Raw genomic sequence first — 15,403 nt, forward strand, 5'->3', positions numbered from 1 at the left:
GTCGAAAAATCAATGCTCGCAATATTAACTATATGGCTGTGCTTAATTTTCCGACAATGCCTTGATTTGAGAGGGGAAATGCTCAAGCCGACAACTTCCTGAGCAGTTTCTTAACAAAACAAGTCTTAGATATATCGAGTAGTGTTATGCAGCAGCACCCTATTGAACTTCTTTCCCCCGCAAGGGACCTCGAATGTGGTGTTGCCGCCATAAACCACGGGGCCGATGCGGTTTATATCGGCCCCCCTAAATTCGGCGCCAGGGCAGCGGCTGGCAACAGCCTGCAGGACATCGAAAAGCTAGTGCGTCATGCCCATACATTTTCGGCCAGTGTCTATATTGCCTTAAACACCCTCTTTGATGATAAAGAGATTGAAGAGGCTGTACGCCTGGCCCATCAGCTATATGATATTGGTGCCGATGCGCTTATCATCCAAGATATGGGTTTGCTTGAGTGTGACCTGCCGCCAATCCAGTTGCATGCATCCACCCAGACAAATAATCGCACTCCTGAGAAGGTTCAGTTTCTTGAGCGTGTAGGCTTTGAGCAGGTTGTCCTCGCTAGAGAGTTGAGTCTTGAACAGATTCGTGAGATTCGTTCAGCCACTTCTGTTCCGCTCGAATGCTTTATCCATGGCGCACTTTGTGTGTCTTACAGTGGGCAGTGTTATATCAGTGAAGTTGTAAGTGGCCGCAGTGCCAATAGAGGTGAGTGTGCACAGTTCTGCCGTCATCAATATACGCTCAAGGATGCAGCTGGGAAAATCGTTGAGAAAAGTCGGTATCTTCTTTCACTCAAGGATCTTGACCTATCGGCCCATGTAAAGAGCATGATCGAGGCCGGTGTAAGCTCGTTTAAGATTGAAGGGCGCTTGAAGGACAGTAACTACGTGAAAAATGTTACTGCATACTACCGACAATTGCTGGATGAAATTATTGCGGATAACCCGCAACTTCAGCATGGATCATCTGGAAAATGCGAATTTTCATTTAAACCGGATACTAACAAATCGTTTAATCGTGGTAAAACCGACTATTTCCTGAACGCTCCCAGAAACACTCCCGGCTCGCTGGACACGCCAAAATCACTTGGTGAAGAGATTGGTATAGTCAAGAATGCAGATCGTCATTCATTTTCGCTGAACACTACAGCTACGCTGCATAACGGTGACGGTCTCTGCTATTTTGATGCTGGTGGAACTCTGGTTGGAGTCAAGGCAAACAGGGTAGAGGGCAGTCAGGTCTTTCATAGAGATCATTCATCTCCACAGAAAGGTACACATATCTATCGTAACCTTGATGTTGATTTCTTGAAAAAGTTGAAAAACAGTGAGCAATGCCGTTTTCTGACTGTGGATGTCGAGATAACAGAAACCTTAGACAGTTTACAATGCGATGTGAGAGATGGCGATGATGTTCACTCTACGGTTGAGTTGAAAGCCGAAAAAGAGTTTGCAAAGCAGCCTGGTAAAACGGCGGCAATGGTTGAGCGGCAAATTCGAAAGAGCGGCGGCACAGTGTTTCGGGTTGATTCGGTCAGCATAGCTATAGATGAAAATGTCTTTATACCAACAGCTACGATTAACGAACTTCGCCGCCTCGCCTTTGATAATCATCTAGTCGCACGACAAGAATCGTATAGCAGGCCGGAAAGTCAGCTTCAGAAAAATGAGATACTGTGGTTGTCAAATAAAGCTACTTACCTCGATAATATCACCAATAGATATGCCAGAGACTTTTATCAGAGGCACGGTGTTACAGAGTTTGATATTGCCCCGCAGGGTGTGAAGGGCGAGCAAGATGTCGCGCTTATGACAACGAAATACTGCATAAAAGCACAGTTGGGGATTTGCCCGAAAATCTCACCCAAGGTAAAGAAGCTCGCTGAGCCCCTGACGCTGACCGATAAAACCGGAGTGTATGAACTGGAGTTTAATTGCGCGCAGTGTGAAATGGTACTTCGAAAGAAAAAGTGATTTTTTCCGAAGGGCATTCTTTTGGACAGACTATATGACCGGGTATATCAAGTACCCGGTGACCTGCTAATCCTGCCAATCAAAAGCTATCACCCGTTTACAGTTCATCTTTGCAAATTCTGTATTTTTGTGATCTCGGTACATTTATTTGCTTTGTTTTATTGTAGAACTCCCTCGCTTTTCTCTTTCTAAGCAGAGAAAATTATCTCATATAATTATGTTAACTTAACTCGTCTTTGGGGATTAATAGCGATCTATTACTATCTGGATGCAAGTGTAGATTGCCGTCCAATATAAGCTATCGGCATTGCCGATAGCTTATATTGGATATATTTAATTAAACATTTTGACTCTGCATTTACGAAGGGTTAGGTTCTTCTCCCAACAAAAACTATTCCGAGCATCCTGTTATTTCTGATTGGTGGTTTGTCAGGAGGCTGTTTCGAAGGATTATTACTTACCGCACGAAGACAGGGCTTTAAAAGATAGTTTTTTAGTGAATAAATAATAAGATAACCAAACCGAACACCTATCCATGAGGACTAAAATGCTGGAAGTTACCGCTCAGGCAAAAACAAAACTTGTTGAATATCTCAAGGAAAACAACATCACCTCACCGCTTCGTGTATTTATAAATCAGAGCGGATGTTCAGGGTCTTCTCTTGCATTAGCTCTTGATGAGCAAAAGGATGGCGACCAGGTCTTCACAGAGGATTCCCTCACATTTCTTGCTGAAAAAGCCATGCTGGCTCAATGCGGAACTATTAAGGTTGATTATATTGATGCCTCGGGAAATGCTGGATTTAGCTTAAGCTCAGCCAACCCTCTACCTGGTGGTGGAGGCTGCAGCACAGGATCGTGCGGATCTGATGGTTGTGGGTGTTAGTTCAGTATTTGAACACAATGGTTTAATTTTGTAAGCCTACAAAATGCGTTGGAATTGGTAAGAGCAATTGATGCGACCTTCTGCCTTCTAAGCCGTAGGTCGCAGGTTCGAATCCTGCAGGGCGTACCATATATATCAAGGAGTTAGCCAGCAATGGTTAACTCCTTTTTTATTTGGGGCGCGCGGGAGGCGCTAGTGCGCTCTTCCAGGATGTCGACCATTTTTCCCGGAGAGTTATCCTTGAGTACATGACCGTATACGTCCAGTGTAATGGAAGGCTTAGAATGGCCAAGTTGTTTCTGCACGTACAAAATATCTCGACATTTCTTTAGTAAGATTGATGCGTAGGTGTGTCTCAGGTCATGCAGGCGCCGGACTGGAAGCTTTGCCTTTGCAACAATTTTGTTGAAGTGGCGTCGTCGGAAATTGTTAAAATCAATCCGACCGCCGGCTTTATTGGTAAACAGAAATCCGGATCCTCCAGAGGCAAGTTTTGCCTTTCTCAGTTCGGACGTAAGGAATGGTGTTAAGTCGACATCGCGGTCTTCTCCGCTCTTTGTGAGTTCTATAAGCTTGCCACGTACGTATGCTTTCTTGATCGTAAGGGTCCTATTGTCGAGATCGACGTCATCCCAGTTAAGGGCTGCAACCTCTGAGCAGCGGCAGCCTGTTCTGACCATAAGTAGAGCCAGCAGATAATAGTATGGATCATGCTGCTTAAAAGTTTCTAAAAGTTTTTCGACCTGATCTTCGGAATAGTATTGTCCTTTCTTGGTAGCCTTTGCCTTTTTGGCTGCTCGCCTGTTTTCCCGGAGCTTCACTGTGATGCAAGGGTTGACGGGTACGCCAGGTTGGCCGACGGCGCGGTCAAGCGATTGGGAGATACATGTTTTGATGTGTTTAACCGTACTCAGTGCCTTGTTTCGACGCTTCTTTGTCAGAAAGTCTTCGATTATACTCTTGGTGATTTCTTTAGCTGGTGTGTCCCAAAAAATGGCTATTTTAAGGTGGTTTACGACGATTCCCTGATAATCGCTTAATGTTGCAGCGGAGCAATGAAGCGGTGCATAGTCCTTAATCCATTTGTTGCAATAGAAACCAAATGTTTCTTTCTCATCATCAACTATCCCGAGCTTTTTGTAAGCTAGCGCCTCTTCTGCCTTTTGGGCCTTTTTAAGGGCCTCGGCTTTGTTCATTCCAGCGACCATTGATCGTTTTTTGCCATTGTGGTGAATGAACAGGTAATAAGGCCCATCCTTCTTTTTCTTCCTAACAGTTACTCCCATTAATTTTGGTCCTCCTTTGTATGTTTGCTGAGTATGTTTTTGTTAATTTCGACCCTTTGCTCCTGAGTCGGTTGTCGCCGGCTCGCATTATACGCTTCACGCTCTTCTGATGTCTGTCTTTTACGATGGGCGGCAACACGGCACTTGTTACCGCAATATTTGCCAGCCCCTTTTGATCTAAAATCGATTTTGTCGCAAGCTGGGCATCGGTTAATCCTGGCACCGGTTGACGCTAGAACAAGCAACATGGAGCGAACTATGCCGTCCTCTCCGACAAGCTGATTCTCTGTTACTGTCCCATCAGTGACAATGTCGTATGTGAGTGTGAATTTTTTAGGAACCTCTGTTTCTGCAAGTAAGCGCATAACTTTGCGCAACCCTTCTTGCTCTTCTCGTATGTCTTCCAGTGTGGGTGGTGGTCCTCCGGATAGCATGTTGCCGGGAACTAGGATGCCTCCTCGAGTGATAAGCAAACCCCGGAGATTGTCGAATGCTTCTTTTAGCCGTTGTGTGTTGCTTGGGTTGACTCGGGCAAACGTTGCGAACCTTTTCAATAACAAGTTGAGATCTCTCTTAGGCATTGTGTAATGGCTTTTGTTAAATTTGTTACTCCGATTATTTTTCAATAACCCATTGATAAACTGAACTGATATCGATATTGATAACTGTATGAGACATGATAAAACAAAATGAACATGTTATCAAGGGCGCTAACGAAAGGTGGTTGAATGATGAATTTTTACAGTATTCGCGAATTTGCAAAGGAGACCGGGAAATCTGAGCCGTGGGCGCGTAACGCGGCGAGAATTGGCCGAATCAAAGCGATTAAAGTCGGTAAGACTTGGGTGGTCGAGCGGGGGGAGGGGGAGCGGTTTATACGAGCACCATTCATGATAACCAGAAAAGAACTCGGGTTATAAGCTTATGGGTTGGAAAAAGACCAGGCTGGCAGCTGAGCATTTTGGCGTATCGGAAAGGACCATGAGGACTATGCTTAAAGAGGGGTTCCCACATGTGAAATTACCGAGCGGGACAATTCTAATTAACTCCAATGACGGCGATGAGTATCTTCGGAATAACTTTTCTGTGGATCATGACAAGGACGATCAAGCGATTTTCAATGCGATAAAAGACCTGTAGGGAAAATTTAATCTGTAAGGATGGTCCGTAAGGTGACTAGTAATGAAAGCGCCCAACGGAAATGGTGTGTGAGGTATGAGAAAAGCATGCTGTGACTTAGGCGAGATGGCGGTCTCGCCTAAGCCTAACCGATAAAAAGAACCTTTGAACGAGGTTGCAAAAGTGACATTAAACCAGACTCAACATATTGTCAAAACACAATCCAGCAATAGGAATATCGAGAGTGCACGATTCTTTTTTAAATGGCTAGATCCAAATTCTGACGAGTTCTTTTTCTGGATCCACCATCCGGAAACAAAAGACGTCAAGGATGCTCTGATCGGATCGATTGACGAGCTTTGGCAGGAGCTCTGCCTTCTAAATGATCAGGGGTATGGGATTTATGTCGCCGTTAACCAAGTAAACGGTCGGCGCCGACAGAAACAGGCGATTGCCAGAATCCGGACTGTATTCCAAGAGGACGACGAAAACTTTCAAGGAGACCTGCCGCTCGCTCCTTCGATGGTTATTTCTACCAGTCCGGGAAAATACCATCGATATTTCCTTACACTAAGAACAATCTCTCCGCAAGCACGCAAAGAATTCGATGATGTCATGCGCTGTATGGTCGAGCGGTATGGTTGTGACAGGAACGCCAAAGATATTACTCGAGTTTTACGAGTACCTGGCTTTTTCAATACTAAGCCGTCCCTCAGTGAGGCGTATCTGGTTGAACTTGTAAGCGGTAGCGGAATTCGGTATCCATGGGAAAGAATTGTCGAGGCTTTTAATCTCGCTCCAAGGCCAGCGTTACAGCTTCCTCGAAATGAGAGTACAGCAGACCTGAACGAGGCCCTTGAGGCATTGGGAACGATTAACCCTGATTGTGACCGAGATACCTGGCGTAATGTAGGTACAGCTTTAAAAGAGGGCTTTGGGGAGGAGGCGCGCGAACATTGGATTCGGTGGTCTATGCAATCAACTAATCCAAATCATTTTAATACCGCCGAGCAATTGTCGAAACAATGGCATTCTTTAAGTGTAGATTCCGGAGTAAATCTCAGAACTCTTTTTTACCATGCAAAGGCGAACGGTTGGCGAAAGACCGTCAACACCGTTAACACCGTCAACAGCGTCAACATCACCTCAAAAACGTCAACGCCATCAACAAACGTAGACACCCTGCAGGGGGCGTGTAAAGAAAACTACGGTATTTCCTATATGGTGGATCAATTCATTGATAACTCATCGGGGAAATTCTGTTCAAATGACGTAACTAACTATGTTTCCGCTCATAGTAGAGCTGATAAGCAGGCCGTTTACCAAAAGTTAGAACGATTAGTAAAGTCCAAAAAAATCAGAAAATTAAAAGGTGGTGTTGGCAGGTATGAAACTATAGGCGTGGAAGTTGATGTTATTGACTTTGACGAGGCTGACGCGACACCCGTGGAACTCCCGCTCCCATTGGGTTTGGATAAAATGGTTAATATCCATAGGGGCGATATAGTGTTGATCCAGGGAGAATCGAATGCTGGGAAAACGATGATCCTTATGTGGGTTTTGAATGAACTGTTGACGGCTACATATAACCCTATATCTCTAACGAGATATAAGGACGTTAGAGATTTATCCGAAAAGCCTTACCGATATCTCGTTACTGAAGGACGGATGGAATACAAAAACCGAATGGAGAGCTTTGGTTCTCGGCCCGTCAAAGATTGGACAAAACAGTGTGACTTTATCGATCGCTCAGATTACCCCGGATTGCATCACCAGGTAACCCTCGAGAACGGGATCACATTTATTGATTATCTCGATATTGAAAAAGATTTTTATGAGGCGCCTATGCTTATAAATGAAATTGATCGAAGGCTTAATGACGGTATTGCAATAATCGCAATGCAGAAAAGCCCGGGTAAAGACTTCGCTATAGGTGGCGCCCAGGTTATCGCAAAGCCACGTCTGGTGATTACGCTGGAGAATAGAACGACAGGTGGCGCTCGCCTGATCCTGGCCAAAGCAAAGCATTCGACGGATTACTCGAACAAACCTCAAGGGTTGTACATGGATTTTGAAATAACAAAGGATTGCAGGATTATACCTTTGAATACTCATTGGAAACGGGTCGCCGCAAGGCCAAATTTCAATAATGAGAGGGGGTAATATGAAGCATGCTATATATATGGTGCTGCAAAAAGATCAAGCGATAGGGATTTCGTTTACATGGTTACAAAAAGGGGCTCAGGGATCTGTAATCTGCGCCCCAGGGGAGCCTTGGCATTTGATATGGGGCAGAAAACCTTTAAACATGGCTGTTTAGGGTAAGAATGAAACGGACAAGAGATCCGTTTAACTATCAACTCGGGACTCGAAAAGGATGGCAGGTTCAAAATACACATTGACTGAAGAGGAAGCGAGGAAACTTCTAGAGGATCCCGAAGTAATGGCTGTTGTAATGGACGCTCTAGTAAAGGATGCCGGTGGGGAAGACTTTGCCCTCGACGTTGATAAGAAGACGAAGGTCGTCCAGATAGATTCTGGAGACTTTAAGAAAGCCTTTGGCATCAGCGATCCGGTTATCGCTAATATCATTGGGACACAGATCCTAAAATCCGCGCCAAACCTCTATGCGGATGAAGATGGGCATCCAGAGGCAATTGTAATGATGCTTAAGGAGTTCAAACCACGAGATGGTGTAGAGGCTATGCTGGCAGCCCAAGCTATTTTGGTCCATTTTGTGGCTATGCATCAGTACTCGAAGGTACAAGTTGCCGATTACGTCGATAATGCAAAGGCGGCAATTGATACTGGTATCCGATTAACGAAAACTTTTACTGGGATCCTTGAGGCTCTTGATCGATACCGTGGCAAAGCTGCAAAACAAAAAATTGTTGTCGAAAGGGTCGTGGTAACTGAGGGCGGGCAAGCTGTTGTCGGTAGCAACATAGAGGGGGGGAGCTGAAATGGGTGATGACATTCAACCTCTTGTCAGGCAATGTAAAGCCAAGTCTAAGCGAACAAGGAAGCGCTGCCAGCGGCTGGCAATGGCTGGTAAAAAGGTCTGTTATCACCATGGTGGTGCAAGTCCCGGTGCTCCTAAGGGAAACCAGAATGCCTTTAAGCATGGTCGAAGGTCTGCTAAAGCGGTTGCAGAACGCAAGGCTGTCAACCAGCTTATCCTGAATGTGAAGCAGCTCATAGGGCAGATATGAGCCATTGCTCATTTTGACTCTATCTTTGGTGATCTCTTCCTTGCGGTTGCTCAGCTTTCCAACAATACATGTAAAATAGGTCGTTTTTGCCGAACCGGAAATATATTTTGGTGCCCTTACCGATTTTCGTTTGATATGGGCAAGACTTACCTTAACCACATCCAGAATGGGTTATCTATTCTATTTCAGTTGGTCGCCCCACGGCTTTGTACTTCGGATTTCGCAAAATGGACCTTCATTAGACTGGCCTTGCCTTCGGCTAATATTTATGTTTCTGTAATTAATAAGAAACATGGTTCATCTCCAGTGGGATTGCACCCTTAAGATTACGGCCATACCGAGCGTACAAATCATACCAACGGACTCAGCATAATTCGAGAGTCAGCTGAATTCCATGCAAGCGTTCGCAGTACCCTATTTCTTACAATTTTATGTTTTGGCTTCGCTCTCTATACCTGAATATTATGAAATCAGCCAAGCTCTAAGAGTTAATGTCTTTATGAATAATGCAGTAGTGAGAATAGACGACGTCAGAGTGTCACGCAGTGGGCATACCTTCCACGAACGATGGGCGGCACGGCGTGCGCTACAACTCGTGTTTCCAAAAGACAATCTCTTCGCGATAGTTATTGAGGGTCTCTCTCCGAACGAGCACTTGGAGTTGGGACAAGAGGCTGAAGATATCGCCGACCTGACTCTCTTCTATGGCAATGGCGACACTTTCGAGACCTGTACCTCCCAGCAGATTCTACAGTTCAAATACAAGGAAGCTGCCAAGCCCGTTACATCATCCTATCTTAAGAAAACAGTTAAGAAATTCTCTGCAACTCTACGAGCCTTCAAAACCAGTGTTTCGGATGAAGAGATCGGTAAGAAGCTGTCATTCGGGTTCGTGACGAATGCGGAATTGTCGGGTGATCTTTGGGAGGCCATAGCCTGCTTGAAATTGGATCGTGCACCGGAGTCCAAAAGCGCCAAGAAGCAACTTGAATATCTCAAAACCTGGTGCAAAGAAGAGGAGATAGAAGCGGAAGCTATTTTCCCCCTCATCGAGTTTCGTGCTGCAACAAGTGATTTGCCAGCACAGAATCGATCCTTGCGCAGAACAGTCAGTGATTGGTCGGCTAACTCAACCGGGCATGCGGCAAAAAGACTGTTCGCTCTGGTGGAGCTTGTCCGCGAGAAGGCGCAAATCGAGGGTCAGGGCAAGAATTCTATTAGGCGTGAAGATATTCTCAACGCACTCGAGTGTGATGAAGATCAATTATTTCCTGCAGATACGAGATTTGTGAATGTTGGTGATGTCGTCGAGCGCAGTGTCCTACAAGATATCAAAGACGAAATCAAAGCTAGCAATCTACCTGTATTTCTACATGCTGACGGTGGTGTCGGTAAAACAGTCTTTATCCAGAGCCTAGCGGCACATCTGACAGATACCTTCGAGGTCGTCGTCTTCGATTGCTTTGGTGGCGGTTCATATCGCTCCGAAGCTCAAGCACGTCACATGCCCAAGATTGGCTTGCTACAAATCATAAATGAACTTGCAACGCGCGGTCTCTGTGATCCACTTCTTCCAACCGATAGCGATCAATATGGCTTGATCGAAATTGCCCGAAAGCGTCTCAATCAAGCGAGCAAGACCGTCCAATACCAATCCGCCATGCAAGGCGTACTGATTGTTTTGGACGCTGCAGACAATGCGCAACTGGAAGCTGATGCACGGAATGAAGTTGCCTTTCCCAGGCTGCTGCTTGCATCGCTCAGCGCGGATCCCCTCAACGGCGTGAAGCTTTTGCTCACTGCGCGTCCCCATAGGATGGATGGGGTTATCGGCAAGAGCCAGGTGAAGCGCCTTGAGCTTGAACCTTTCACTGAGGAGGAAACCCAGCAATTTCTTGAGACAAGACGCAAAAATATTAAGGATTTAGAACTTTCCACGGCACTCATTCGTTCAAGAGGCAATGCCCGGGTTCTTGAATACCTAGTCGAAAGTTGGGACACGAATGTGTCTGGTAGCGCACCACAGACTAAAATATCGGTCGAAGAACTAATTGCACAAAAATGCGAAAAAATATTCCGTGACCTACACACGGCCGGCTGGAGCGAGATGGAGATTCGCGAATTTTTCGCCGCTCTGTCGCTTCTCCCACCACCCATTCCACTTACTGAATTGGCCAAGGCGTTGGGCTGGTCAGACTCACAGGTTAATAGCGCCGCATCCGATCTAGCACCAATGCTTGAGCTGGTCACACACGGTGCGATTTTTCGCGACGAACCTACAGAGACTTACATAAAAGATCACTACGCAAGCGAGGTTTCTGCGCAGCAATCCATCGCGCAAAGGCTTCAAATGTCGCAGAAGAACTCAATCTACGCAGCAGAAGCGCTACCCCATTTCCTGGTGGTGATTGGTGATAGCAACAGGGCTTATCAGCTTGCAGGTTCCGATGATTTCCCCACCGTACTTGAGTCTGAATATGGCCGTCGCAGATTGAAACTTGCGCGGCTTTATGCGGCATTCTCACTTGCCTCGCGCGACAAGGACTTAGACCGTGTACTGAGTTTGACGATGCAACTATCGCAGGTAGCTTCGGCTAATGCGAGGGGGGATGAGTTTATCAGGCGCTCACCTGCGATGGCAACAATCCTTGGAGACTCGGATGCTTCCCGCCGCTTGTTCAACGATCGTTCCGGTTGGCGCGGTGCACGTGATGCGCGGCTCATCGTCGCATATTGTTTTTCTAATGAGCTCGATGAAGCGCTTATTCATCAGAGCAGGGCTATTGGCTGGATAAATTGGTATCTCCATAACGATGACAAGACCAAACAGGTTGAGCGCTCGAGACCAGAGGTGTCCGACATTGCGGCAGTGATGTTCTTGAGTGTTTTGAAGAATGAATTCTCGGTGTTTAATCGGAACATCAAGCTTTGGAATATCAAGTTTGCGCTCTCGGTCATTCAAGAGCTGATCACTCTTTGCGCATACCATGAAGCGTCGAATGGAAGTGAAGCTTTGCTAACCTTGGCCGAGTTCGCTGGATCGAAAAGGTGCCATTCTCTCATTTTGCAAATTGGCCTACTTTCTAACGAGTATGGCCTTTCAAAAAAACAACTAAAGGCTGTGTCACGAGCCGCGAGTTCGCTCTCTCAGAGATACAAGAAAAAGGTTCCCGACGATAACACCGGCTACGAGATGGAGTTGCAGGGGACCATTGCCGATGCGGCGATGAATTCCCTCGTCGTGAATTCAAGGCAGTCAACGAAGCGGCTGCTCAAGTCATATCGCTGCCGTAGGCCGTCAAGCTACGACTATGGTGTGCATCATGACATGAACTGGCTTTGGATACCTGTTCAAACCGCTTACATCAAGGCGTGGTCTTCTGGCAAAGAACTGTCCTTTCATGATCTTATGCCGGAGGAGGTGAAAATAGGGCGAAAGACAATATCAATAGCCACAGAAGCTGATCTCAGCTTGTTCCTTGATAGTCTCTTCGTAACGAAATACGAGAACTGGGTGCGAAAAGGTCTGAAGCCAGAGAAATACAAGCAATTTTCCAAGCAAGAACAGGAGATCATTGTAACGGGCGCAACCTGCGCCCTGCAGCTAGGCAAACCTATTGAGGCCGCACTTCTGTCAAAGGTTGCGCTGTCAAATGACGTTTTTTACGACTTCTTGGTTGTCTGGGAATCTTCGTTGAGACCCGATGTGCACTGGAGGGCTGAAACAGGAAAAGACAATGTTGCTCGACACGTCGGCATTGGGCTTGCCAGTATGCTGCTTCGTCATAGCGAAACGGTCGAAGAGAACGAGGCTGAAAAGCTCGTAGAAATCATTAACACGAACCGGTTTTCGCTCGCCATCAAGCTGAGCGTTCTCGCTCTTATCGCAAGGCGCCCTAATCTGGCGGATGTCGCAGGGGCTTTCGCAAACACGATTTCCAGCGACATAGTCAAGGATGACTACATCGAACAACGTGGCAAGTCTTACCGGGAATTAGCTGGATCTTTGATCTCAATGAGTGTTGGTGAAGCGCAAGAATATTATGCTCAAGGATTGGCTCAGCTTGACCAGATGGGTGGTGATGATTTCGACCTGATTTACTCTGCCTTGCACTACTCAGCAGAACAGTCAGGTGGATTTATGAAGCCGGAGCTTTCGCATAGGCTTATGAACCTTTGTCAAACGATCTTTCAACATGAGCCATCAAAGTTCGGATGGACTCTATTCGGACGTGCTGCTGCTTCCTCCATTGGCTTTCCTGCAATCTACAAGCTGATACGCTGGTACGATCAGGGTGCTGTAAATTTTTCCTACGGCCTTCCACAGCTTGCCTGTTACCTCGCGAAAGCAGGTCATCTGGATGCGCGCCGCTCTGCAGTGCTTCTCACAATCTGTGAAGATCATGGCTGGCATGAATGGCAGGTCGGCAAGGGAATCCATGATCTGCTTTCCGTTGCCGAGCCTAAGGACAGGAGAGCGATTTTCTCGGTAGTGACACAAAAGCTGGAGCAAGAACATAGTTTTGGCGGATGGAAAGGACTATCTGAGAGCCTGTTGGGCTGTATGGATGCCTTTGAAGAGATAAACAACGAGGGTTTTCGTGCGTATCTGCAAGGAGAGAGCGAGGCCGCAAAGCGTCGGCGTGATATCAAAAATGCTGAATGCAATCATGGCTGGACCAATGCTGAATACAGCCTTCAAGCACATGCCAAAAAACATGATGAGCATACTCCTAACGCACTCGCTGACGTTATTGACAAGTGTGATCCTACATGTGCCACATCTCTGGATGTGGCAATTCAGGCCATTGATGGGTTGCCGTTCGAGAACAGGAAACGTCTGTTCGACGAGTTGCGGAAAGCTTGCCCGTATGACAAACGGGCTAAATTTCTTGAGGCACTTTGTGAGTCTGCTGAGCTAAAATTTGATCGCGCACTTGATCTAATAATAGAGTGCGTGAAGGATTGGGGCAATAGCTCGGCGCATTTGAGAAAAAGTGTATCTGATTTGATTAAGAAGCTTTTTGCGTTCAAGGGCTCAGAGCTATTTGATCTTCGTTATTCGGATATTTCCCAGCAAATCAACCGCATGTCCAATCTATGCGACGATCCAATATTCGTGCTGCAAATTGTTTTGGAAACGATTGCGAAGGAACGCCTTGAACTCAGAGGGGACGAATGGCTCCAACTAGCGACCAGCCTGTCGCGCCACACTTTAACCTCGACGGCGTTGGATGCATTTGAGAACTTATTATCAAGTTCAGCTGCAAAGGTTGGTGATGAAATTGGCGAAGGCATGTATCGTAACGCGTTCGCTGGCAAGAACCAGGAAAGAGATGCTATTGCGGATATCATCTGGCATCTGCTCGGTGATAGTGATGCTTTTGTCAGGTGGAGTGCCGCACGTAGCTTGAAGTACATGCTCGATGTCGGATTGACCGAGGATGTTGGGCGCTTGCTTGACTACTTTGATATCAATGAGAACCCATCATTGGCTTCCGAAGAGCATTATTTCGCCTTTATGAATGCACAGCAATGGTTACTGATGGGATTGGCGCGCGCAGCTCTACACCACGGCGAGACGCTCAAACCCCTGAAGTCGCAAATTGCAGCGCTAGCAAAGCGAAACGATTTGCACGTGCTCAATAAGCTTCATCTCGCCCGATGCCTGAAGCATATTGAGGGCGGTAAATCCATGAGCCCTGAACTTGCGCAGTTGTGGACTGAAGTTCAAACTCCCCCGCATGGCATCGTTGAACGTGATGGCTGGCCGGACAACAAGGACCGCCGGTTCGAGTTTGGTTTCGACTACGATTTCGTAGAGTCCGAAATTTCAAGCCTGGCAGGGCTTTTCTGGATATCCGAAAATGAAGCTTGCGATCGCGTTGCCGATGAAGTGAAAAGACGTTGGCCGGATGCTAAGAGCATGTCCGACTTTCCTGGCAGGGTTCGTTACCAAGGCGACGAAAGGTTCGAGACCTATGCTGAGCACATTCAACGGCATACTCTGCTTCACGCCGCAACCACGCTCGTAAAGACCATGCCCGTTGAGCGGAGAAGCTATTACTGGGGAGGCCTGAATCCTTGGCAGAAGTTTATACAAGACGGGGATGTTTCGTTTGAGGATGGGTCCTGGTTGTCTGACCACAAAGACCCAGTTCCAGCTCAGGCGCGGGAATACCTTCTTGGCAATCGTAAAGGGAACCAGGAAACACTTGTCAAAAAGGAGTTGCTGTTTAAGAAGGTTGGGTTTCCCAAGGGCTCAAAGGATCGCTTCTTACCACTCTACGGGCACTGGGTATCTCAGGATGGCGTACACGTCAGCCTAATCTCAGCCTTGGTTATGGAACGCGGCGCTGTCGGACAATGCACAAAGTTGGCGAAAACACCAGTTTATGATCTTTGGCTGCCCAGATTTAAAACTGATGGTATGGTTGATCGCTACTCCAAGAAAAGGCCATTTACCCCTTTGATATGGGAGCCGGAGAAGTATCCTGTTGGCATTGATGAACGTGACGAGTGGGCCGCACGAGGTACGATAGCTCGTCCAAAGTTGGGGCTGGCGATCAACAAATTGCTTGGGCTGGCCTCCAACGATGATGGTCGGCACTGGCACGACAACGCGGGGAGGCTCGTATTGAAGAGCGACGTCTGGGGGGAGTGGAAACCAGACTTCGATGTTCGTGGACGCAGCTATCAGAATGAGGGGGCCATCCTGTGGGCAGAGCATGACTGGCTCGGCAGAGCACTCAGGTCCTGCAAACGAAGCCTCATATTCAAGCTCGATTTCTCGAAATACAGATCCAACAAAAGCTATGACGAATCTTCCGGTGTTCGAGAACTGTATGTGGGCTTGAAGCGGAGTGGTGAATCCCCCCGTTTTTGGTATGCCAAGAAGGCATCTGAAACTGTGTACTAACAAGC

Annotated in this window: 10 protein-coding genes; 8 read left to right on the forward strand and 2 right to left on the reverse strand. The window is 46.9% G+C overall.

What is annotated here, in order from left to right:
- The first annotated feature begins 146 nt into the window (after positions 1–146).
- Both FCL46_RS26045 and FCL46_RS26050 read left to right on the forward strand, forming a co-directional pair.
- Positions 147–1,976: a peptidase U32 family protein gene (locus FCL46_RS26045; RefSeq protein ID WP_136808736.1), complete on the forward strand. Its 1,830-nt coding sequence runs from the start codon at positions 147–149 to the stop codon at positions 1,974–1,976.
- Positions 1,977–2,523: 547 nt separating this feature from the next.
- Positions 2,524–2,862 carry an IscA/HesB family protein gene (locus FCL46_RS26050; protein WP_136808735.1) on the forward strand — a complete coding sequence of 113 codons (339 nt, stop codon included), beginning with the start codon at positions 2,524–2,526 and terminating at the stop codon, positions 2,860–2,862.
- Positions 2,863–3,005: 143 nt separating this feature from the next.
- Here the strand turns inward: FCL46_RS26050 and FCL46_RS26055 are convergent, their stop codons facing one another.
- Both FCL46_RS26055 and FCL46_RS26060 read right to left on the reverse strand, forming a co-directional pair.
- Positions 3,006–4,148 carry a tyrosine-type recombinase/integrase gene (locus tag FCL46_RS26055; protein ID WP_136808734.1) on the reverse strand — a complete coding sequence of 381 codons (1,143 nt, stop codon included), beginning with the start codon at positions 4,146–4,148 and terminating at the stop codon, positions 3,006–3,008.
- Positions 4,148–4,708 (reverse strand): hypothetical protein, encoded by a 561-nt coding sequence (locus FCL46_RS26060; protein WP_136808733.1) that lies wholly within the window; start codon positions 4,706–4,708, stop codon positions 4,148–4,150. The genes FCL46_RS26055 and FCL46_RS26060 overlap by 1 nt, the downstream gene beginning before the upstream one ends.
- 168 nt (positions 4,709–4,876) lie before the next feature.
- On the opposite strand from FCL46_RS26060, the gene FCL46_RS26065 reads away from it, so the two are divergent.
- The 6 genes from FCL46_RS26065 (at position 4,877) to FCL46_RS26090 (ending at position 15,398) form a co-directional block, all read left to right on the forward strand.
- Positions 4,877–5,068 (forward strand): helix-turn-helix domain-containing protein, encoded by a 192-nt coding sequence (locus FCL46_RS26065; RefSeq protein WP_136808732.1) that lies wholly within the window; start codon positions 4,877–4,879, stop codon positions 5,066–5,068.
- A gap of 4 nt (positions 5,069–5,072) precedes the next feature.
- A complete protein-coding gene (locus FCL46_RS26070) occupies positions 5,073–5,288 on the forward strand; it encodes a helix-turn-helix domain-containing protein (protein ID WP_136808731.1) in 216 nt (71 codons plus the stop codon).
- 162 nt (positions 5,289–5,450) lie between these two features.
- On the forward strand, positions 5,451–7,430 hold the full coding sequence (locus FCL46_RS26075) for a PriCT-2 domain-containing protein (protein WP_136808730.1): 1,980 nt from the start codon (positions 5,451–5,453) through the stop codon (positions 7,428–7,430).
- Positions 7,431–7,644: 214 nt separating this feature from the next.
- The gene (locus FCL46_RS26080) at positions 7,645–8,229 is read left to right on the forward strand and encodes a hypothetical protein (RefSeq protein ID WP_136808729.1); all 585 of its coding nucleotides are present in this window, start codon (positions 7,645–7,647) and stop codon (positions 8,227–8,229) included.
- A 1-nt stretch (position 8,230) separates the two neighbouring features.
- Positions 8,231–8,479 carry a hypothetical protein gene (locus FCL46_RS26085; RefSeq protein WP_136808728.1) on the forward strand — a complete coding sequence of 83 codons (249 nt, stop codon included), beginning with the start codon at positions 8,231–8,233 and terminating at the stop codon, positions 8,477–8,479.
- Between the two features lie 394 nt (positions 8,480–8,873).
- Positions 8,874–15,398, forward strand: coding sequence for an NACHT domain-containing protein (locus tag FCL46_RS26090; RefSeq protein ID WP_136808727.1), 6,525 nt, complete (start codon positions 8,874–8,876; stop codon positions 15,396–15,398).
- Positions 15,399–15,403: the final 5 nt, after the last annotated feature.

It is taken from the genome of Desulfosediminicola flagellatus (assembly GCF_005116655.2).
GTDB lineage: Bacteria > Desulfobacterota > Desulfobulbia > Desulfobulbales > Desulfocapsaceae > Desulfopila > Desulfopila flagellata.